Source organism: Mesotoga infera (assembly GCF_900157305.1).
Classification (GTDB): Bacteria; Thermotogota; Thermotogae; order Petrotogales; family Kosmotogaceae; genus Mesotoga; species Mesotoga infera.
Map to the genome: position 1 here is coordinate 1,412,648 of NZ_LS974202.1, position 19,886 is coordinate 1,432,533.

Genomic DNA, 19,886 nt, shown 5'->3' on the forward strand with positions numbered 1-19,886 from the left:
ATGAAAGAGATAATCCAATCGGAAAAGATAATGGCCGTGATCAGAAGCGATTCGGTGGACCGCTGCTTAGAGATAGCCAGGAGTTGCTACCGCGGAGGGATAAAAATACTCGAAATAACCTTCACTGTGCCCGACGCGGCAAAAGCTATTTCGATAATCTCCCGGGAGCTTCCGGAGGCTTACGTCGGCGCAGGGACGGTTCTGACTGATGAACAATTCGATCTTGCCGTCCGCAGCGGAGCGAGATACGTTGTCAGCCCCCATCTCTCCGAAGAGCTCGCGATACACTCCAGAACGACCGAGGCTCTTTATCTTCCTGGAATAATGACTCCCACGGAGTATGTGAAGGCAACCGGCCTCGGGCTCTCGATGGTGAAGGTCTTCCCGGGAGATGTTCTCACGCCGGCGTTCGTGAAGTCTCTCAGAGGTCCCTTCCCGGAAGCCAGATGTGTGGTCTCCGGTGGCGTCAGTCTGGAAAATATAAATCTATGGTTCAAAGCCGGCGCTGCAGCCGTCGGAATCGGCTCCGATCTCACGAAGGGAACGCCCGCGCAGATAGAGGAAAGGGCAAGACAGTATTCTCAAAAAATCAAGGATCTCCGGTCATGACCCTCGCTTTGACCGTTAAATAACCTTCGATAGTATCGTTTAATGATTAACGACGCTAGTCGAGCGATATTATGCCGTATTCTGCCTCCCTCCTTTAGGAGGGAGATGCGAATTCAACCGTCCGCGAGCGCGAACTGCGCGGCCGCGGCCGCGTGAATCGCCGTGGTGTCGAAAACGGGAATCTCAACGTCTGACTGCTTTATAAGAAGGGGGATCTCGGTACAACCGAGCACCACTCCTTCGGCTCCTTCACTCTGGAGTTTCGAGATTATCGATTTATATATCTCTCTTGATTCTTTCGTGAAGACTCCCCTGCAAAGCTCCTGAAAGATTATCCCGTCCACGCTCTCCCTGTCACGCTCTTGGGGCACGATCACTTCTATCCCGCGTCTGCCGAAAGCGTCGCGATAATAACCCCTCTCCATCGTGAAGCGTGTCCCGAGAAGCCCGACGGTCTTGAGGCCGGCCGCGTTTATTCTCTCCGCGACGGCTTCCCCGATTTGAAGGACTTTCAATCCCGACGCTTCTTCGATCTCCCTGACCAGCAGGTGCATAGTATTTGTACATATCACCAGGAAGTCGGCCCCCGCCCTCTTCAAATCTCTCGATACACCTTCAAGAACGCGGGAGATCCCTTTCCAGTCGTTGAGCTTCATCATGTCGGCCACCGGCTGGAAGTTTATAGAAACCATCACGCAATCGGCCGAGTGGAGACCGCCGAGTCTCTCTTTGACGGCTTCATTGAGCAACCGGTAGTACTCCAGCGAAGATTCCCAGCTCATGCCTCCCAGCAATCCGATCCTCTTCACGATCTGACACCGAAGACTTCATCCAGCCAGTCGAGAAGGACGGCGTTTGAGAGGGGGAGATTGCTGAGCTGGCAGTGTGAGTCGGCCCCTTCGGCCTGCGTGAAGACTCTCAGGCTCGAAGGCCCAGAAACGCCTTTGACGGCTTCTTCTGCCTGTTCCATCGCACCGGGTCCCTCGCCCTGGCTCACCATTCCCAGGAAGGGCGAGCGGATGTTCTTTATCGCCTCGCCAACGGTGAATTCCTTCATCCTCTCGAAGGCCGCGAACATTGACCTCTCTCCGTAACGCAGGATGATGTTGAGAATCTGGAGTTTCTTACCCTTGCCCAGATACTCCTCCGGGATTTCATCGATGTAGTCGAGCCCTATGTCCTGCGGCGAGTTGATGGCTTCTTCACCGGCCACGCCGATCATGTATTTGTAGATGTCCGTTATGGGCGAATTTGAGATCAAAGCCCTGATTCGGGGCTCGTGAGCGGCCGCCCGCAACGAAAAATATCCGCCGAGGCTTATACCATAAAGGGCTATCTTCGAGGGATCAACGTCGCCACGCGAGAGCAGATAATCTACCACTTTTGCCACGGCCACTTCGAAATCCGGCCTGAAGGGCGTTTCGGTAGAGAATCTCCTCATGCCCACCTGACCCGGCCCGTCGAAGAGCAAAACAGCGTAGCCCCTGTTCAGCGCCGCCGCCCCGCTCTGGAAATACATCTCTTCTGAGGTTCCGTCGAAGCCGCTCATCATAATGATAACTCTCTTTTTTGTCTGGGAGTTTTGTGGAAGCGGCGAGATCCAGTACGCGGGAATGAAATCGTCTCCGTAAGGTATTCTAACGGCTTCGAACTCGAGATTTGCCGTTCTGAAGGCGTATATGAAGCAATCTCTGCTCTCCATGCCTATGTACCTTGTTTTTGAGTCCCTCGGGTCTCCGTAATATTCGGCGGCCCTGAAATAGCTCGAAGCCCTCAAGAAAGCTTCATGTGCGCTCTTCATTCTACCCTTCTGCATCAGATCCAGACCCAGCTTTTTTGACCTGATGGCCAGCTCTTTGAACTGCGCCACCCAGGTTTCGGGCTCTTCGGGCCTTATAGCCGGCACGATCGATAATATCTCGCCGACCGTTCCTCCGCCATAAGAAACCACTCCAAGCGACCTCAAGAGTTGAAAGTTGAACTCAATATCTTCGAATCCCCGGATATCAAATGAACCCCGAAAAACCCTCGCTATTTCTCCTTTCCCTTCATTCGAAGACATTCCGACCACCTCCCTTGAAAGATTCTATCTGAATACTAGCAGATACAACCCTTATTGTACCGTGCAAAAACAAACGGGACAATCAATTATATAAACTCGCGAAAGCGCGCCCCACTCTCCGTTCAAACTGACTATTCGTAATGAACCCGGAGTTTTAAGCAAAAAAAGCCAATCCTTCTGTTATTATGAATCCGGAGGTGTTGATTATGAAAAAGACGGTTCTATTTTTGTTTATCATGTTAGCCGTTCTGGGATTTGCCTGGTCCGGGCACGACGCACTGACCTATATGATTGTCTCGAAACTCTCCTTGCCTTTGGAGGAATATGTGCAAATAACCCCATATACATACGCTGATGTGGAGGATACCCATCCCTACAATCCCGCGATAACCGGGTTCTACGATTATCTCGGCAAGAACTATCTGCCAGAGGAAGACAACGATCTCTTCACACCGGTCTTTTCCAATCCCGAACCGGTGAACGGTGCGGCCCCCCTGTGGCAGATACTTTCCGTTTATGCTTATGAACCGGACTTGGGTATGGACAAAGAATTGCCGATGGAGGGGGTCGAGAAACTCCTGGGAGACAGCCAGGGCATCCGCCATATGGAATACAGGCTTCTGTGTTTCATCAGGGTGGGGGAGGTCACCGACATGGTGCAGTACTTCAGCGACCTTTCCGAGCTGGCCTACGGCAGGGGAGATCACTACTGGGCTTACAGGTTCATGGCCAGGGCGATTCATTACCTTGAAGATGTGGGGCAGCCCTTTCATACCTTTCCCGCTCCCTTCTTCGAACTGCTGAGGCTGCCGTTCAACATGGACAAGTGGCTGACCGTCTTTGCCAAATATCACTTCGCTTACGATTTCTACGGCGGCTACCTGCTCTGGGAACAGTACGGACCGCTGGTGAAGGCCATTGACGAAGTGCCGGCCAAGACCATAAAGAGCCCGAGACAGGCGGCCAGCGATCTCAGAGGCTTCTCGAGGGGAAAGTTGAATCCCGTCTATTATGAACTGAAGCATCTCATGAAGGACGAACTCGAGACTGAAGAAGTGGTCTGGCTGGGAAAGAGTTATTTTGACGAACTCGCTCGGGCAGGCAAGACGGAAAAACTGGATAAAATGACCGTGGAGATTCTCAGAGAGACGGCCTCTTATGTGAAGGGCTACGTTAATTATATGTTCGACAGGTTCGAAGCGATAGATTCGAATATGTGAAGTTCGCTTTATACAAACCCTCCGATAAGCCCTATCCCGTATAGATAGATCATTTGACCTGGAGGTGGAAAGATGAAACGACTGGTTCTTTTCTTTGCGCTCTTGCTGACAGTTTCGCTGTTCGCCGTTTCCGCGGCGGTGGAGGACGTCGCCTCTTCGCTCTTTGGAAGGTACGAAGGGGCCGAGACGCACTTCTTTTTCAGAGAGATTGACTCCTCGCTCCAGTTGCTTGTGAAAAGCAGCGATGGAGAACTCATCTTCAACGGGTCGAGATATCTGCCGGTCGAATGCGCGGAGTTATGCGAGGACAATTATCTCTGCGAACCCAATCCGTTCAAATTCACGATCATAACCTTCGGCAGGGACGAAGCCGACATGGGAGTGAGCTGCGTCGCCGGAGGAGAGGTTTTCAGAAGAAAATTCTACGGACCGGAGGGAGGAGATGTCTTCAAGATAACACCCGTCGAATCAATAGATAAACTGCTTCCGATAGCTCTGGAAGCGACTCCGCCGGTCGAGGCCGGTACTTTTCTGCCGCACGACCTCGTGGAAGTGACCTTGCTCGATCCCTCGATAAAGCTGGATATACGATATGCCAGACACGACAACTTCATGGGAGTTCCCCTCTATTCACAAGAGAGAGCCTTTCTCCAGCGACCGGCCGCACAAGCCCTTGTGAAGGCGAGCGAGCTCTTGAGGTCGATGGGTTACGGACTGGTGATCCACGATGCTTACAGACCCTGGTATGTCACAAAGATGTTCTGGGACGCGACTCCTGACGACCTCAAAGAGTTCGTCGCCGACCCTCAGAAAGGTTCCCGACACAACAGGGGCTGCGCGGTCGATGTCTCTCTATACATACTGAGTACTGGAGAGTTTATCGATTTTGGCGGCGGTTACGACGAATTCTCTGAGAGGTCGTACATAGATTATCCCGGCGGCACGGGCCTGCAGAGATGGTACAGGGAGCTTCTCAGGGAGACCATGGTCTCCGTCGGCTTCGAACCTTTGCAGGAGGAGTGGTGGCACTTCGATTATCGCGACTGGAAGAGCTACACTATCGCAAACCTGACCTTTGAAGAGCTGGTCTCTCTCCAGGAGAGTTCGGGCTTTTAGATAGACCGGTTTTCAGTTCGGGAGGTATTATCTTGCATCAACGACCGGATTTTTCGACCATGCTGGACGCGCTCGGGCGCGCGAAAGAGCCCAGGCGCGTGCCTTTTTTCGAGCTCTTCGCCGACGGAGAGATAATCGAAGAGGTGATGGGTTTCAAACTGGCCGATCCCGCCGGGGAAAGCGGGAAGTACTTCGATCAGCTGGTGAGTTTCTATTATGAGCTGGGGTACGATTATGTGCCTTTCTATCTCACGCCCCGCTTCCCGCTCGCCTACCAGATAGAGAGCGAGGACACAGCCCTTTACAGGCGTTCCAGAAGAAAATGGGTGAACGAAAAGGACGGTCCGATCCGGTCTCTCAAAGACCTGAAAGAGGCTCACTGGCCAGAGCCGGAAGAGGCCTTAGATTTCGAACTCTTCAGAGAACTCGGGGAACATCTCCCTTCGGGCATGAAAATCATAGGCGGGGCCGCGGGAGGACCCTTCGAGCATGCGAGCATGCTCCTCGGTCTGGAGAGGTTCTCGCTGGCGATTTACGAAGAACCGGAGCTGGTCGATGAGCTCGTCGGAAGAATCGGGAGGGTACTGGTGGGCGCGGCGAGAATCATCTCCTCTTTTGACTGCGTGGGGGCGTACTGCTTCGGCGACGATCTTGGCTACAAGACGGCCACGATCTTCTCGCCCAAGCATCTCAGAAGACTGGTCTTCCCATGGTACAGCGAAATCGCCCGGATCGTGCACACGGCGGGCAAGCCTTTCATACTTCACAGCTGCGGCAATCTGACCGCCGTGATGGACGACATAATTGCCACCGGAATAGATGCCAAGCATTCATTCGAGGATATCATCACACCGGTCTCTCTGGCAAAAAAGCTATGGGGCTGGCGGATCGCCGTTCTCGGGGGCGTCGATGTCGATTTTCTCTGTAAGGCCGACCCGGAAAGCGTAAGAAAACACACCCTGAAACTGCTGGAAGAGTGCGCGCCGGGTGGAGGCTACGCCCTGGGAACGGGTAACACGGTCGCCAATTACATACCTGTGAAAAACTATCTGGCCATGCTTGCGGCCGGTAACGAATTCAATGGCCGCTGAACCGGAACCTTCTTCACCGGTGAATCGGATTTCCGCTTCCCTGAAAGTTTTTAAGTCGTATTTGAGTATTATGCACTTCTTGTTATTTATCTGTGTTTTTTCGGAGCACGCTGACTGAAGGTTTTTTTCAGGAAATATGCCAAACATGACCGACAATGAGAACTGTGAAACTCTAATTGAATTTGGAAAAAAGAGCTGAAAATTATAAAAATTGTCCATAATATAAAAATTATTTATATATGACTTGATTTATTGATATATATTATGATATTATCGGATCATCTAAGAAATATATCTGAGGTGATCGTATGAAAGATCTCGGGAGAAACTTCTGGCTTTACGCGATTGGTAGATTGGTGTCTTTGATAGGGAGTGGCGTTCAATCTCTGGCGATCCCGCTTTATATACTCGATCTTACCGGTTCGGGAACGATCATGGGGACTTTCATGGTGATAACCATGCTTCCAAGGATTCTCTTCGGCCCTATCGCGGGAGTTCTGGGAGACCGGTTCAATCGAAAAATGATAATGATATACATGGACTTCGCGCGCGGGGCGGCGATTCTTGCGATGGCCGCACTGGCGGGCGCTAATAGTTTGACCATAACGGTTCTTTTCATCTTCCAGCTTTTGATATCCACTTTCGATATCTCCTTCGACCCCGCCACCGCGGCGATGTTGCCCGACATCATAGATAGCGACAAACTGCTCAGGGGCAACTCGATACTTGGCGCGATAAACTCCCTATCATACATAATCGGCCCGGTGCTGGGCGGGATACTTTACGGAATGTTTGGAATAGAGGCGGTTCTCATCCTCAACGGCGCCTCGTACATCGCGTCGGCCATCAGCGAGATCTTCATAAGGTATCAACAAACCACAGAGAAGGGCAAAATATCCTTGAAGAGCGTATTCAAGGATATTGTAGAAGGTGTTGGCTACATGCGAAAGATCAACGGTCTCATCCTAGTTATGGTTTTCGCTATGCTTTCGAACTTCCTTCTATCCCCCTTCTTTTCGGTGGTCTTTCCGTTTTTCGCCAGAACGATCGTGGGGTTCACCAGTGAACAGTACGGTTTTCTTCAATCGGGCTGGGTAGTGGGAGTACTAATCGGAAACGTGATACTCGGAACGCTTCTGTCGAAGAAGAGACAGGGCAACCTCTTCGCGATGGGTCTTACGGCCGAAACCCTGATACTCTTTCTTCTGACCGTGTTCTTTTTCCCGTACTTCATCGACCTGTTCGGCTGGGCCAGCTGGCGGTACTTCGCCGCTCTTGGACTTCCCATACTCGTCACTGGCATTTTCAACGCTTTCGTCAACACGCCCTTGAACACGTTGTTCCAAAAAATCGTTCCCACCAATTACAGGTCGCGAATCTTTTCGGTAATATCCATCCTCACTCAGATAGCTACTCCTCTGGGTGCGGCGATCTACGGTTTTGCCGTTGACCGCGTGCCGGTACACTATTTGATACTTGTATCGTCCATATGCAACGCCTTGCTCACGCTGGTATTCCTCTTGAAGGGCATGACGAAGCTCTTCGATGGGAAGACCCCCGACAGCGAGAGGGGTCTTGTCGAGAAATCCGTAGAAGCGGTGAAAGAAGGGGCTAGCCTTTAGCGGCAACGCTTTTCGCGAGAAGTTAATCAACGTTCCACGCCATCAAAAGCCGGAGTGTTTCAGCCTCCGGTTTTCTCTTTGTATTTCACTCTTGAATCGATCCTCTTCAACAGACCGATGAAGAATACGATACCGGCCGCCGCCATCCCGGCTACCCCGAAGTATCTGAAGGCGATGGTCACCGAAAGCCTTTCGATCAGAAAACCCCCTCCAATCGAACCGGCGATGAAGGTCAAACCGGATCTCACCACCCAGAAGACGCTCTGGGCAGAAGTCAGATGCTCTTCGGGCAGCCTGAAGTGGATGTAATCGAAAAGCGAATAGTACATGAGGATATACGTGAGTCCATGAAGCGTCTCGGCGAGATACAGGGATACCACGCTCGTGGTGAAGGATATTAGTATCATTCTGACGCCTATCACACCCATGCCGATCTCAAGAACGGCCAGATTCCCGATTCTGGATATCAATCTATCGGCATAAAGAAGAAAAGGTATCTCCGATATAGCGGTTATCGCGAAAATAACTCCCACGGTAGAGACATCCATACCCCTCTCTCTGGTCAGAAGAGGTATGAAGGAATTGTGGAACGAGTTGAGAGTTATGCCCAGGAACATGCCGGCGGTCATTACCGAGTACTCAAAAAGCGTTCCATCGGCCTTTTTCTTCTTCGACGGTCCGCGCGAAGGACCGGCACCGTCACCTTTCAGGCCGATTATCATGGCCGAGAGAGAGACCACCAGAGAAGTTGCCACGAAAAGCCATACGAAAGAACTGCCCAGAACCACGCTCAGGCAGAAGGAAGTGACGGCGAAACCGACCGTTCCGCACAACCTTATTCTATCGAATCGACCGCCTGTCAGTTTGATTCTGGACATGATCAAAGAATCTCCGATCGGAACGATCCCCGAAAAGAAAAAGGAGAAAACAAGCATGAACAGAAGGTTTGTCGTGAAATCTCCGGCCAGGAAGACCGGCCAGATGAGGAAGGCAGTGGCGATCGAAACAACGTAATAGATACGCCTCTCGCCTATCTTTGAACCCAGTTTGAACCAGAAAGGGCTTGACACGAGCGACACGATGGGAAGCACGGCCATAAGAAAACCGACCTGGACCGAAGAGTAACCTGCCAGATCGAAGTACTGGCTCAACATGTTCTTGGTCGCCAGGCAGGCGTATATCAACGCTTCAAATAAAATAATCCCGGGCATTGTACTGTCCTTCACATTCGATAAGGCAATTATATTACCGGCGGCGGGAGTTTATATGAAGGAGAGACTTTAACTGGCAAAGGAATAAAAATAGCGTTGTACCCTGCGGAGAAGCGAGCTCCTCATTCCTTGCCGAAAGACCTTACGAAAAGAAAGGAGAAGGGTATCACAAAAAGCGCATAAACCATGACCATAGTCACCCTGTCGAAATTGTTCCAGTAAACGAGTGTGGCCACAGCTATGAAGGCTAAAAAGCTCAGTCCGAAATACTTGCAGCGTTTCGAAAGCTCCGTGGCGGCCAGGATGGCTACGCCGGGAATGATCTCAATCGCGGTCGTCACGCTAGAACCGTGAGAGAGGACGGCGAACCCGATAAATATCAGTCCCACCGTCCTGCCTATGATCGAGATCGACTGTTTCCGCGAAAGCGAAAGGCCGGCCGAAAAAATGGCTTTTGCGGCGAAGGGAATGAGAATGAAAGATATGAAACAGTCGGTACCTATCTCGTACCTCATGCCCGTGTAGAACATCGCGAGGAGAAAAACGATGGCAAGTGCGATGTTCGAAGAAAGATTGTCTATGGCTTTTTCTCTTTCATCCAGATCTTCAATCAGACCTGACATTCTCAAAATCGGAAAGAGGAAAAGTCCGGTCAAGAGAAAGGAAAACCATGGGCTGACAGTCTGGATAAGTGTAAGTGCGACTGAGACGAGTATCACGTCGAAAACCAGAATGAACGTCTTTAGAAGCATATCAATCACCTTCTTCGATAATGAACAAGTCTTCCACTGTGCAACGCAACGCATGCGAGATCTTGAGAGCAAGTTTGACAGAAGGATTGAACCGTCCCTTCTCAATCGCGATGATCGTCTGTCTGCTAACCCCGACAAGCTCCGCAAGAGATTCCTGAGTTATCTCGTCGTTCTTGAACCTGAATTCGCGCAGTTTGTTTTTCACATACTTCACCTGAGACTATTGTACATAATACTTTACATTATGTAAAGTATTATGTACATAAGAACGAGAAAACAAATTACGGTACAACATTACAGGAAGGTAGAAAAAGGAGCCGTGGTGAGCGAAAGGAGAGTTCGCTCCGCTCACGAGAAGGACCGGGATGCCAAATCATGTCCGGCATGACGGGAAGGGAGGAAGAACGTGATTCTGAGTCAAGCTCAGAATGACGTCAAGTGGGTCCGGCATGACAGGAAGGAGGAAAGACCGCGAAAATGGGGACTGACGGGCTCCTGACGTCTGTCCCGTTTTTCGCGAAGACCGGGATCCTGACCAGAAGCATGTCAGGATGACCCAAAGGGGCTGTCATCCTGTGGTGTCCCCGTACTGTCATCCCGTAATGCTCCTATACGTGATCTCGTTCTTCTCGCTCTTGCGAAGGACCGGGATCCACTCCTTAGAAAACCGTGATTCTGAGTCAAGCTCAGAATGACGTCAAGTGGGTCCGGCATGACAGGAAGGAGGAAAGACCTCGAAAATGGGGACTGACGGGCTCCTGACGTCTGTCCCGTTTTTCGCGAAGACCGGGATCCTGACCAGGAGCATGTCAGGATGACCCATAGGGGCTGTCATCCTGTGGTGTCCCCGTACTGTCATCCCGTAATGCTCCTATACGGGATCTCGCTCTTCTCGTTCTTTCGAAGGAGCGGGATCCACTCCTTAGAAAACCGTGATTCTGAGTCAAGCTCAGAATGACGGATTGATGTACTCCGCGCGTGCTCTAGGCTCTTTCCAAGGACGGGTTCACGCTCTGGGACGAATGACCAAGGACGTTTTTCGCTCTTCCCGTTCTCTCCTCTCTCTTCCTCTCTCCTCTTCTCGAGTCTTTAACCGAGAACCTGGACGCGCGAATCGAGATCACAGATATCTCTTCTTGTCCAGTGTCCTATCGACTTTTTCAAGAGTTTTCAGCGTGTCGTCCCTCATTTTGATAACTTTTTCCAGCAACAACTGAATTACGACCAGCTGGCAGACTCTTGGTTGCAGCTGGGGTATGCCTGTCTCGTGACCGCCCTGGGCGACGTAGATGGTCTCTTTCGCCGCGTTCACTATCCTCGAGCCGACTCCCCCGGTTATCGCTATGGTGTAGGCGCCAGAATCGGTGGCGACCTCGATGGATTTCACCGTGTCCCGTATATTGCCGCTGGCCGAGATGCCGAAGACTATATCTCTCTCGTTCAGCGAAACGGCCGTCATGATCTGGAGGTGCGGATCGGTGTAGTAAGCCGTCGAGAAACCGGCCCTCATGAAGAGCGTGGCTCCGAACTCGGCGACGATTCCGCTCGAGGCAACCCCGAAGAATATCAGTCTGTTCGCTTTTACGATTCGCCTGGATATTCCGTCGAGCTGTCTATCGTCCAGCAACTGGTTCTGCTGGTTGAGCGCGCCGATCAATTCCGAGATCAACTCGTTCTTGTCGGCGTACACGACAGGAGTGGAGAGAGAAAGCTCTCTGGCGAGCTGTATCTTGAGGGACTGGTAACCGTCGAAGCCCAGTTTTTTCGAAAGCCTGAAGATCGTGGTCTCACTTGTTCCGGCCAGAACGGACAGCTCGCTGATGGAGTGGTGAATCACGTCGTCCGGGAAGTCAATGATATATCTGGCGGCCTTCTGTTCGGCCGGATTAAGACCTTTGAGCATAGCTTTCAATTTTCCGTTTATCGCGTATTCTTCTCCCATATCTTCCTCAACTCTTCCTTGGTGTTGACGAATCTCTCGAGCAGTCTCTCGGTTTCGCGTTCGGCCTCTTCCTGGTCCATCTCAAGCGTTCTGGTGACGAAATCGGCCACTCTTGCGAAGTACACGGGCACCAGAAGCTCTATCAGTTTATTCCTGAGTTCTCTCCTCCTGTAAGCCGATGAGATTCTGTACACGACCTCGACCCACAGATCATCGGTTACCATCGCGTTCTCCTTAGAGAAGGTCGAGAGTTTCCGGGTGATTTCGCCTCCAAGGACGCTCTCGCTGAAGTCCAGCCTTGTCCGGACGCCATCGTAACATTTTCCCATCATGTTGGCCAAATCCACCTGTAAAGGTTCGGCCTCTCCCCCAACCACATCTCCGTAAACGGGCGCCGTTTCGTATCCTGAAACCGCTTCCCACTTCCGGTGGTATTTTTCCATCAGATCGAACAGAGTGCCGACGACTTCCTTGAACATGTTTCCCAGCTGTTTGCCCGGGTCTTTTACGTCGTGGATCTTGCTCCCGAGAGCGGCCTGGTATATCTTTCCACTGGCCTCGTTTATCGCGGAAGTCGTCATCCAGATATCGATACCGAACCTCGATATATCGGAGTTCCATGTCTCTTCCGGTACCGACATATAATAGTCTATCATCTCTCTGCCAACGCCGAAGTCGCCGCCGATAGGCTGGCGCACTTTTCTTCCGTAAAGCGATGTGGTTAAAGGATAACAGATGCTGTTGGTGATGGTTCCGTCGTATTTATGCCGGATATAATAAGGAGCCACGTACGAAGCGTCCAGATCGATAATCGGACCGGCCAGTCTCTCTATCCAGAAGGGCTCGACGCTCCTTAGGTCGGAATCGAGAAAGACCACGGCCCTGGCGTCCAGACGGCTCGCGAGTCGCAGTATAGATCTCATCGCGCTTCCCTTGCCGGATATTCCCGTGTACTTGAACGAAAGGAGATCCAGGCCCATAGAGTTGGCCGAATAAAAGGATCCCTCCGTTCCGTCACTGGAGCCCCCGTCGGAGTTCACTATGCAGCTTCTCATTTTAGGGAAATACTCCTTTAGACCCTTGGAAGCGATTTCGACGACGTGCTTTATCGTGGATCGGTTGTTGAAACTGGGTATGCCCACCACAATATCGTATGAATCGTTCTTCAAACCGGACAAAATAGAACCTCCCATTCCGTTTTATTCTTTGACTCCTCCAGCGGTGAAACCGGATGTGAGATACTTCTGCATAAGGCTGAATATAATTATTATGGGGATCGCCGAGACCACAGAGGCCGCCATCAGCCTTCCCCACACCGCGTGCGCCGAACCGGAGAAAATGCTAAGACCAATAGGCAATGTGAAAAGATCTTTGTAAGACTTCAAACCTAGAAAGGCCGAAGCGAATAAGTATTCGTTCCAGCCTATCATGAATGCGTATATATAAACTGTGGCGATCGCGGGCAGTGAAAGGGGTATAACTATCCTGAAAATCGCCTGAACGCGCGAACAGCCGTCGATAATAGCCGCTTCCTCAATCGAATAGGGTATGGTCCTGAAGTAATTACCCAGCATGTACAAAGAGACCGGTAGAGTCTGGATAACGTAAACCATAATCAGATAGACACTCGTACCCAAAGGCGAGGAGAGAATTCCTAGCTTGACTGCCATCTGGTAAAGCGGGACCATTATCACGGTACCTCCGAACAGATACACGAACAGCACCGACCTCTGCACCATGCCTCTGCCTTTGAAACGGAGCCTTGAAAAGGCATAGGCTCCCAGAATGGCTACAAAAAGGCTTATCATGGCCGACACGCCGGCGAACATGAGGGAATTTACCAGATACTTCAAGAATGGAAACTCGCTGGCCTTCTCCTGGATTATCTTGTTTTTCTGCGCCTGATAGGCCGTGAGTTGCGATTTGGCCCTTTCCAGCCCCGCGGTTATCGACTCGTCTGTCAGCGCCTTCTCGATTTCGTTCCTGAGGTCTTTGAATTTCTTCACATCGTTGGCGCCAAAGATCGCTTTCATGTTCTCTTCCAGCAAGACCGCCTCTTCGGTGCCGCTCTTCATGGCTCTCTGAGTGAAGATTTCGCGGTCTTCTACCTTCATTCCGCTGAAGTCTATGACCAGATCGACTATATCCCTCAGTTCTCTCTCCTTCTCTTTGAGCTGCACGTCGTGCACGTATTCGATGTACGCTTCTCTGGATGAGGTGATCTCCTCCAGCTCGGCGATCTTCTTCAACACTGGCTCGAGGTTGGCCCGCGTTATTTCGTCGCCGAAAAACTCCGTCTCGCTGCTTTGAATCAATCCGAAGATCTCCTTGTAATTTCTGGTGGTGAAATCGGAAAAGCTCATCTTGTTTGGATCGTAGTCGGCTTTCAGAGATACGTGTATCATGAAATAGAAGGGCACCAGAATGAAGAAGCATATCAAAAATATACCGGTGAAAAACAGCGCTTTCTTGAATGGCGAGGCTCTCTTCACCATTTCAGCACCTTCTTCACATACATAGTGATCAGGCCGAGCATTATAACCATCAGAACGGTCGCGATGGCCGCGGCCACACCGAACTCGGGCGATGTTGTCCCTATGACCCTCTCGTATATGAAGATCGGCAACGTTCCGGCCTTCTTGCTTATCAGATACACCTCATCGAACTTGTAGAAATTCCAGATACCCCTCATCAAGGCCACTGCGCCCATAACGAAGTAGAGCTCGGGCAATGTGATATTGGTGAATTTTTTCCATGGCGTCGCCCCGTCCATTTCGGCGGCCTCGTAGTATTCGTCGGGAATCGATTGCAATCTTGAGAGGATCATGAGATAGACGAAGGGAAAATTGCGCCAGATATTGAAAACAGAGGCCACGATGAAGGCGTTGTTCGAGTTGTTCAGCAGATCAAGCTGTGGCGATATCCATCCGAGCTGCCTGCCGAATATCTCGACGAAGGGGCCGAGACTCGGGTCGAAGATGTATTGCCACGAGAAGACTATCGAAATCAATGGCGTTATATATGGTAAAAGAACTATTGTTCTCACGATCGATCTACCTTTGAACTCCTTGTTAAGCATCAATGCGACTCCAAGACCCAGCAGAAGACTTCCGCCGACCGTCATGAGCGTAAAGCCGATGGTTATGAAGAAAGACTTCCAGAAGGCCCCGTCTTTGAGGACCCGCAAATAGTTATCTATCCCCACGAAAGTCGATCTCGTTATTCCGTAATCGAAAAAGGATATATAAATGTTATAGACGACCGGGTAGAGGATCAGCACCATAAGAAGAACGACCGTAGGCGACACAAGTCTCCAACCGAGCCTGTTTTCATTTTTCAACATAGTGGAAACACTTTGCATGGGAAACGACCTCCAAAAAAGGAAGGCCCCGATCAACCGGGGCCTTCCCGGAAGACACTACCTTCCAATCAATTTTCTAATATCATCTCTCCAGAAGGTGAGGACCTCGTCGGGCGTTGCGTTGTTGTCGAACATCATTACTATTCCGTTGCCTATCGTGAAGGCTCCGGATATCTTTCCCATTTCAGGGAAGACTCTGCCTTCAACGTATCCGAACTTCTCGATATTCTCCAGCCCATAGATTATCGATTTTATCTTTTCGGCCCCATAGCTCTTGTAAATTCCCTTCGGGTCGTTCATGAAGGCTTCGCTCTCGGCGATCGAGGATCTGGTAGGAAGCATGCCGCCCGGGGCCATGTGTATGTACTTAATATAATTTTCCGGCTTGAACATGAAATCGAGGAATTTGAGCACATCGAGCTTGTTTTGCGAGGTCTTCGTCACTGCGAGGGAAATGACCTGCCCGAACGAGGAAGACCTGCTGTTGGACATGAATGGAGCGAACTCGGTGTTCTTAACCATGTTCGGATCGAACTCGCTTATTATGGTCGTCTGGATCTCGGCGAGCGCCAGATCGTCCATAACGTACGTGGAATAGAAGAACATCGGCGTCTTGCCGGCGAGATAGAGTTCTCTTGCCTGCTTCCAGTAGGTGTGTCCTGGAGCGGAATAAGCGCCGAGGTCTTTGTAGTACTGGAGAACCTCTTTCATCTGCGGTGAATTTATGATTACGTTACCGTCTTTGTCGAATATGCGAGCGCCGTTCGAAAGGGCAAATATGGTGAATACCTGTTCTGCGTAAGCGTCATTCGACTTTCCAAGAACGATGCCGTACATTCCGTCCTGGGGTTTGTGGAAGTATTTGGCGGCTGTCATTATCGATTCCCAGGTCGTCGGGGCTTCAAGACCCGCAGCGTCGAACCAGTCTTTTCTGTACCAGATACCCTGCACCCATCCGTGGTAAGGAATGGCGAAATACTCGTTTCCCGCCGGTGTGATCACAAACCTGGTAGCGCCGGTGTAGAAATCGCCGGCATTGCTTATGAACCTGGTCGGTATGGCCGTGTCTAAAAGGCCGTCGGCACCAAGCCCGAGAATAGTCTCTGCGCCCGCCTCGATCACATCGGGCAGAGTCCCGGCCGCCGCCGCCGCCGCTAGTCTCGAGAACATCGCGTTCTCTTCTATCGCGACGACTTCGACTTTGATGCCTGTCTCGATCTCAAAGGATTCCATGATCTGCGCAATAACCTGTTGCCTGCTCTCCTCTTCCTGGGTGTGCCAGTAAACCAATCTGGCGCTGGCCGTGACCACCAGGAAAATGACAAGAAAAGCTACAAAGAAAAATTTTTTCACCTTAACCACCTCCGAAGGAATATTTTTTCATATCAAAATAATAACAGGAACTCGATCGCTGGCAAAAACCTGTGAGCTATGAAGAGAGATGTCTAGAGACGATGAGAGCGCTTCTGAGGTGATTAATGGAATAAATCGGCCACGCGAAAATCTAGGACACGTCAGATTCCGCTTTCGCCCTCGCCTTCTCGCGAGCGAAGCGAACTCTCGAAGCTCTTTCTCTCCACTCCAAGTTCTCGGTTAAAGACTTGAGAAGAGGAGAGAGGAAGAGGGAGGAGAGAACGGGAAGAACGAAAAACGTCCTTGGTCATTCGTCCCGGAGCGTGAACTCATACTTGGGAAGAGCGGTTCCGGCGCGTTGCGCCCAAGTTCCTCGTTCCGACGCTGCGCGTCGAGGTTCTTGGTAAAAGACTCGAGAGGAAGAGAGAGAGGAGAGAAAACCCATCCTTTCCTCCTTTCAGGTCATCCTGACGTGCTCCCAGTCAGGATCCCGGTCTTCGGAAAAACGAGGACAGACGTGAGGAGCCCGTCAGTCCCCATTTTCGCGGTCTTTCCTCCTTCCCGTCATGCCGGACCCGATCCGGCATCTCCGGTCTTTCATCTGTCTTGAACCCGTACGCGAAGCGTCGGAAAGAACAACCGCTCTTACATAATCCCAAATTCAGTTAACACCTTAACACAAACCCTGTTCACGCTTCGCTTTTTACCCGGTTTTTTCCATTTTTCATTCACCCGACCTATTGTTTGATCCTCTCTCGCAAGTATCCTCATAAAAACAATCTCAGAACTTCGTACGCTATGCTTATTGTCGCATCACTTTGCGTTTCTTCGATTTGGGTTAACTCCATTTTGCGGAGTATCCCGATCGGTTTATTCAGTTTCGTCGATATGCCCCTTAGAACTTTAATGACACGCATTAACTTCAGCGTAATTTCATCTCGTCGGAGCGATTGTATACCATCTGCGTCCCTTTTTCTTTCCTGTTCTAGCTTTTAGACTTATTTTGAATAATTCCTGTACAGTTTACATTGACCCGACAGAAAAAAGGTCGATCGACTTTCAGTAAATGGCATTATTTGCTACCGGCAGAATGCCCGGGACAGCCCTGGTCCGCTTGACTCCTCCTAAAAGAAACCTTTTACCGAGGGCGCTGGGCGGGGTTCAGGAGCGATTTGACTTTACCCCCTGTAATCCTGTATAATTTTTTGTAATAAAGGCTGTTGAGCGAGAACCATAGTCTCAACTTATGCACTTCGAGTTAACAAAGCGAGGAAGAAGGAAGTGGATAGAAGAGTCGCTAGCGGAAGAGCTTCGAGCTAATTGGAAGAAGTAATCGAATTTGATCAGTTCAAGGAAATCCCTGAGAGAGACCTGGTCTTTGACAGAGCGATAGAAGTTGGCGATCATCCATGTAGTGAAGGCAAGCTGGACAAGCTCTACATGCTTCTGAAAACTGGTAGAGGAGAAGACCTGAGCCTTGAGACCGAAGTTCTGCTTGACTGCTTTGAAGTAGGTCTCGATGTAGTTTCTCTTCCTATAATGCTCAAGGATCTCCCAATCGGTCAGAGAAGTATCGCTTGAGAGGATGATTCTGTTCTCTTGGTCTGTGTTATGAAAGACAAGCTTGACAGTGGCATTGTTGTATTTGGGTATCTTCACAATGATAGAAGAGAGACCGCGAGTTTTGTCTCTCAATTTGGACAGATGGAGCTTGCGCCCCTGAAAGATAACATTCAGTACAGGATTGAGTCTTCCGATTACTGTGAAACCCATTTCCATAGCCTTCAGAAATATCTCCGAGCAGAGTATTCCTCCATCCATCATGAGGATAGTATCTTTGAAGGGGATTCTCTCGAGCATTCGAATGAACTGGTCTGTGAGATTCTCTTCGTCTCTCAAAGAGGAGAAGAGAGGGAAGTAGAGTTTATCTTTCACCCAGCCTATAGCGCTCAAGAGAGAGACTCCACTCACGATTCTATTCTCTATGGTTGAGTAGAAGCTCCCGAGATTCTCGATTCTCTTTCCTCTCCTCTTCATGACAGTCTCGTCCAGAATGATGTACTTGAACTCGAGAAAATTCTCCTGGAGGAATCTAGAGATGTAATCTACTCTCGCGTATGAAAGGTCTCTTGTGGAGAGTGACTGAGAGCTCAACATTCTCGAGATGGATGACTGAGAAGAAGAACAGAAGGGGGCCAGTCTGCTGGTGTTCTTATGAGCGGACAGGAAGAGGGCACAGGAATACCCTTCAACAAACCTTCTCTGCTCTATACGTAGGAAGCGAACTGAACCGATGACATCCGAGATAATCTGTGATATATTCGTTGTGGGCATGAAATCATCCTTTCGTAAGGTTTCGTCACCACGAATATACGATGATTTCATGCCTTTTTCAATGACCCTGTCCTATTTCCTTCTTTTGGTTAAGTCAAAATGCATAAGTTGAGATAGTGGGATGGAAACGCGTTCTTTTCAATGAGGTACATAAGCAGAATAGAGTTGAGCGAGAACCATAGTGGGATGGAAACATTGTGTTCAGGTATTTCGGGAAGTTGTAGGCTGCGTTGAGCGAGAACCATAGTGGGATGGAAACTCGGTATGGATATAGTGGTTCCATATCTGTTGTCCGCGTTGAGCGAGAACCATAGTGGGATGGAAACATTATAAGACCCAGTGCAACACCTACTGCCGTGCCGAGTTGAGCGAGAACCATAGTGGGATGGAAACTAATTGCCCTTCATCTGTACTTCTCATCGTGCCATCTCGTTGAGCGAGAACCATAGTGGGATGGAAACTGAAGTATTGTGCTTGCCTGTTGCCCAGTTGCCTCGAGTTGAGCGAGAACCATAGTGGGATGGAAACAGTGCAAGGTTACGGACATTGAGAGGGCTTGGGGCGAGTTGAGCGAGAACCATAGTGGGATGGAAACAGACAATAAACTCATCTGATAATTCTTTCTCTGCCTTGTTGAGCGAGAACCATAGTGGGATGGAAACTAAGTTAAAACTTAAATATTTTAAGTTTTTATATAAGTTGAGCGAGAACCATAGTGGGATGGAAACTTATAAATGGGGATAATGTCTAACGTGTCAGAATTGGTTGAGCGAGAACCATAGTGGGATGGAAACTAAATGTTAACCCCTATCTGGGCTAGAGCAGTCTCGTTGAGCGAGAACCATAGTGGGATGGAAACATTACAATTGACCCTTAGAGCAAATTAGTACGAGTTGAGCGAGAACCATAGTGGGATGGAAACGGATACTCCTTTTTTAAGAGGTCAACATCTACTCTAGTTGAGCGAGAACCATAGTGGGATGGAAACTTGTATGTGCCGCCGTACTTATCCCCGTCGAACACGGGTTGAGCGAGAACCATAGTGGGATGGAAACGAACCACCAGAAACAAACGGATTTGCAAGCACAGGGTTGAGCGAGAACCATAGTGGGATGGAAATATGTATGCTCCGAGCCACTTTGTGTTCTTGAATTCGAGTTGAGCGAGAACCATAGTGGGATGGAAATAGTTTTGGAGTTATAGAATCTCTCCA

At 50.1% G+C, this 19,886-nt stretch carries 16 protein-coding genes and 1 CRISPR repeat array (1 of these 17 cut by a window edge); of the genes, 5 read left to right on the forward strand and 11 right to left on the reverse strand.

From position 1 onward, the window contains the following. Positions 1–609, forward strand: a complete 609-nt coding sequence (locus tag MESINF_RS06305; RefSeq protein WP_169699034.1) for a bifunctional 4-hydroxy-2-oxoglutarate aldolase/2-dehydro-3-deoxy-phosphogluconate aldolase — start codon at positions 1–3, stop codon at positions 607–609. A 113-nt stretch (positions 610–722) separates the two neighbouring features. On the opposite strand, the gene MESINF_RS06310 is transcribed toward MESINF_RS06305, so the two are convergent. Continuing rightward, entirely contained in the window at positions 723–1,418 is a 696-nt protein-coding gene (locus tag MESINF_RS06310; RefSeq protein ID WP_169699035.1) for an aspartate/glutamate racemase family protein, read from the reverse strand. Then, positions 1,415–2,671 (reverse strand): alpha/beta hydrolase family protein, encoded by a 1,257-nt coding sequence (locus MESINF_RS06315; protein ID WP_169699036.1) that lies wholly within the window; start codon positions 2,669–2,671, stop codon positions 1,415–1,417. Before MESINF_RS06315 ends, MESINF_RS06310 begins: the two co-directional genes overlap by 4 nt. Before the next feature lie 206 nt (positions 2,672–2,877). On the opposite strand from MESINF_RS06315, the gene MESINF_RS06320 reads away from it, so the two are divergent. From MESINF_RS06320 to MESINF_RS06335, 4 genes are all read left to right on the forward strand, one after another. Next, complete coding sequence (locus MESINF_RS06320; RefSeq protein WP_169699037.1) at positions 2,878–3,891, forward strand: phospholipase C/P1 nuclease family protein; 1,014 nt, start codon at positions 2,878–2,880, stop codon at positions 3,889–3,891. Positions 3,892–3,963: 72 nt separating this feature from the next. Next, the gene (locus tag MESINF_RS06325) at positions 3,964–5,007 is read left to right on the forward strand and encodes a M15 family metallopeptidase (protein WP_197712717.1); all 1,044 of its coding nucleotides are present in this window, start codon (positions 3,964–3,966) and stop codon (positions 5,005–5,007) included. Between the two features lie 32 nt (positions 5,008–5,039). Next, the gene (locus tag MESINF_RS06330; RefSeq protein WP_169699038.1) at positions 5,040–6,098 is read left to right on the forward strand and encodes a uroporphyrinogen decarboxylase family protein; all 1,059 of its coding nucleotides are present in this window, start codon (positions 5,040–5,042) and stop codon (positions 6,096–6,098) included. A gap of 308 nt (positions 6,099–6,406) precedes the next feature. Then, positions 6,407–7,720 carry an MFS transporter gene (locus tag MESINF_RS06335; protein ID WP_169699039.1) on the forward strand — a complete coding sequence of 438 codons (1,314 nt, stop codon included), beginning with the start codon at positions 6,407–6,409 and terminating at the stop codon, positions 7,718–7,720. Between the two features lie 59 nt (positions 7,721–7,779). On the opposite strand, the gene MESINF_RS06340 is transcribed toward MESINF_RS06335, so the two are convergent. The 9 genes from MESINF_RS06340 to MESINF_RS06380 all read right to left on the reverse strand — a co-directional run bounded on the left by MESINF_RS06340 (position 7,780) and on the right by MESINF_RS06380 (position 18,673). Next, entirely contained in the window at positions 7,780–8,931 is a 1,152-nt protein-coding gene (locus MESINF_RS06340; RefSeq protein ID WP_169699040.1) for an MFS transporter, read from the reverse strand. Positions 8,932–9,053: 122 nt separating this feature from the next. Continuing rightward, positions 9,054–9,683, reverse strand: coding sequence for a hypothetical protein (locus MESINF_RS06345; protein WP_169699041.1), 630 nt, complete (start codon positions 9,681–9,683; stop codon positions 9,054–9,056). Position 9,684: 1 nt separating this feature from the next. Beyond that, complete coding sequence (locus tag MESINF_RS06350; protein ID WP_169699042.1) at positions 9,685–9,888, reverse strand: helix-turn-helix transcriptional regulator; 204 nt, start codon at positions 9,886–9,888, stop codon at positions 9,685–9,687. A gap of 915 nt (positions 9,889–10,803) precedes the next feature. Then, complete coding sequence (locus tag MESINF_RS06355; protein ID WP_169699043.1) at positions 10,804–11,625, reverse strand: MurR/RpiR family transcriptional regulator; 822 nt, start codon at positions 11,623–11,625, stop codon at positions 10,804–10,806. Then, positions 11,604–12,803 (reverse strand): glycosyltransferase family protein, encoded by a 1,200-nt coding sequence (locus MESINF_RS06360; RefSeq protein WP_169699044.1) that lies wholly within the window; start codon positions 12,801–12,803, stop codon positions 11,604–11,606. The genes MESINF_RS06355 and MESINF_RS06360 overlap by 22 nt, the downstream gene beginning before the upstream one ends. A 21-nt stretch (positions 12,804–12,824) precedes the next feature. Continuing rightward, on the reverse strand, positions 12,825–14,120 hold the full coding sequence (locus MESINF_RS06365) for a carbohydrate ABC transporter permease (RefSeq protein WP_169699045.1): 1,296 nt from the start codon (positions 14,118–14,120) through the stop codon (positions 12,825–12,827). Further along, complete coding sequence (locus MESINF_RS06370; RefSeq protein ID WP_169699046.1) at positions 14,114–14,986, reverse strand: carbohydrate ABC transporter permease; 873 nt, start codon at positions 14,984–14,986, stop codon at positions 14,114–14,116. Before MESINF_RS06370 ends, MESINF_RS06365 begins: the two co-directional genes overlap by 7 nt. A gap of 57 nt (positions 14,987–15,043) precedes the next feature. Continuing rightward, positions 15,044–16,339, reverse strand: a complete 1,296-nt coding sequence (locus MESINF_RS06375) for an ABC transporter substrate-binding protein (protein ID WP_169699047.1) — start codon at positions 16,337–16,339, stop codon at positions 15,044–15,046. A gap of 1,239 nt (positions 16,340–17,578) precedes the next feature. Then, positions 17,579–18,673 carry a transposase gene (locus MESINF_RS06380; protein ID WP_169697944.1) on the reverse strand — a complete coding sequence of 365 codons (1,095 nt, stop codon included), beginning with the start codon at positions 18,671–18,673 and terminating at the stop codon, positions 17,579–17,581. Between the two features lie 164 nt (positions 18,674–18,837). Continuing rightward, positions 18,838–19,886: a CRISPR direct-repeat array (repeat unit 30 nt; unit sequence GTTGAGCGAGAACCATAGTGGGATGGAAAC); it runs 1,033 nt beyond the window's last position.